Origin of the sequence: Lutimaribacter marinistellae (assembly GCF_042648365.1) — a bacterium.
GTDB lineage: Bacteria > Pseudomonadota > Alphaproteobacteria > Rhodobacterales > Rhodobacteraceae > Lutimaribacter_A > Lutimaribacter_A marinistellae.
Genome location: NZ_JBHRXI010000018.1, coordinates 1 through 1,556 on the forward strand (window position 1 = coordinate 1; position 1,556 = coordinate 1,556).

Below are 1,556 nucleotides of genomic sequence, written 5' to 3' on the forward strand. Positions count from 1 at the left end.
GGACTTCGGTAACGGGTCTCTCTCAGTCAAGAGATTTCGGCCAAGCGATTTGGTCCCGCCGACGGGCTATTCCTGCTCGGTCGATCCGCTCGACGTCTCGCGGCTCTTTCGTGAGATCCTTGGGGAACATGCTTCGGTCCGTGGTCAGCCGCGACGGCTGCCGACATGATGCTGGTTCGATGCAGTTCCGGCGTGCCCATCTCATTGGCGTGCTCAGCGTGGCTGGCGACGGTCCAGACCCCGACATCACCGGAACCGCGTCCCTTCGGGACCTCGTGAGCCTACAATCAGGCAGGCGAAGTGGTCAGGCTCAATTGGTCGGCGCAACCTCTATCCTGAAGGTCGATCCGTCGATCCACATGCGATGCAACACGACAGCAATACGGCGAGCCAGGGCAACCATCGCGCGTTTCCGTCCGCGGCGTTTGGCAACATGGGATGCCCATGTCCGGAGTGCGTTGCCACGCCCGCGATACAGCATGACCGTAGCAGCCTGACACAGGGCACGCCTTAGGTTCACATCCCCGGCTTTGGTGATGCCGCCTGATACATCCCGCTCTCCAGACTGACTGCGAGAGGGCGTTAGACCAACCCAAGGACCGACATTCTTCGAAGAACGGAAGCGCGACGGGTCATCGACGGCGGATCGGAAGGTAAGTGCGACGACGGCTCCAACGCCCGGCATGGTCATCAAGCGCAGACAAACGGGGTCTTCGGAAGCCATCTGTCGGACCAGCTTCTCCAGCCCTGCCAGTTCCTGGCGCAAGGCCGCGCGAACGCGCAGCATGGGTGCGGCCGCGGCTTCAAGCATCGTGTTCGCTTCGACCAGCTCCCAGATCCGTGCCTCGAACCTGCCGCGCGAGATGGCGCCCACCTTGAGCCCGAAGTTCCTAAGCAGCCCGCGCAGGGACATCTCCAAGGCGATCATGTTCCCCTGGATGGCCTTGCGCGCCGCCAAAACCGCGCGCACTTCCTGAGCAGAGACCGACTTGCAGTGGACCGGTCGGAACCAGCCGAGGTGCAACAGGCGCGCGATCCCTTCCGCATCGCGCCTGTCGGTCTTGATGGGCATGGCCTTGAGTGCACCCTTCACCTGCCGGGTTTCCATCAGGACGGCAGGCAGGCCGATCTCCTTCATCGCACGGTGCAGCCATTGCGACAGCGGACCAGCTTCGAGACCGACCGCTTCAACGGTTCCTTCGAGACCCTCGAGCAAGCTGATCAGCGGCTCCGGCTCGCTGATCACCTCCACCTCTTCTATAATCTTTCCATGCTCCGTGAGCACGCAAACCGCAGTTTTCGCCAGCGATACGTCCAGCCCGACAAACAGCTTCATCCCGTCAACCTCCATAAAATCTGATACGGGAATGGCAGCTGCAATTCCGATATCCGGCAAGCGGTAACGGTCGTGAAGCGTCCGGCCCGTTACGGCATCTCATAGCCAGTAGATGACAATTGCAGCGAGGGCGATGGCTGATAGGAAGACCTTCGGGCAGCGGTCGTATCGGGTTGCGACACGTCGCCAATCCTTCAGCCTGCCGAACATGATCTCGATC

At 61.4% G+C, this 1,556-nt stretch carries 1 protein-coding gene and 1 pseudogene; both read right to left on the reverse strand.

Going from position 1 to position 1,556, the window contains the following annotated elements; all coding sequences use genetic code 11:
- Positions 1 to 310 precede the first annotated feature (310 nt).
- On the reverse strand, positions 311 to 1,336 hold the full coding sequence (locus ACFORG_RS18590) for an IS110 family transposase (protein WP_386737055.1): 1,026 nt from the start codon (positions 1,334 to 1,336) through the stop codon (positions 311 to 313).
- 99 nt (positions 1,337 to 1,435) lie between these two features.
- Positions 1,436 to 1,556: pseudogene (locus ACFORG_RS18595) on the reverse strand (IS5/IS1182 family transposase); the annotation flags it as partial.